The following is a 250-nucleotide window of genomic DNA, read 5'->3' on the forward strand; positions in this document are numbered from 1 at the left end:
CAGGCGCCGGCGGAGTAGATCTGGAACTCCAGCTTCTGCGAGCGGCCGGGGTAGGCCGTCATCGTGGTCGTGAGAAGCGGGTTGGTCTTCTTCCGGAAGTAGTACTTGGTGTACCCGTTGACCTTGGCCGTCTTGTAGTAGCGGCTCAGGCTCAGCGACACCTTGACCTTCGCGCCCACCCGGCTCGTGGCCGTCTTCGGGGCGGTCCGCGCGTCGCCGGAGAAGGACGCGCTCACCGTGGTGTCGCGCT

1 protein-coding gene is annotated in these 250 nt (G+C 66.0%); it reads right to left on the reverse strand.

The features are described from left to right. On the reverse strand, positions 1-250 hold a 250-nt coding region (locus tag KVT34_RS30685), incomplete at both ends, for a hypothetical protein (RefSeq protein ID WP_217563343.1).

Origin of the sequence: Paenibacillus sp. GbtcB18 (assembly GCF_019091125.1) — a bacterium.
GTDB lineage: Bacteria > Bacillota > Bacilli > Paenibacillales > NBRC-103111 > Paenibacillus_F > Paenibacillus_F chitinolyticus.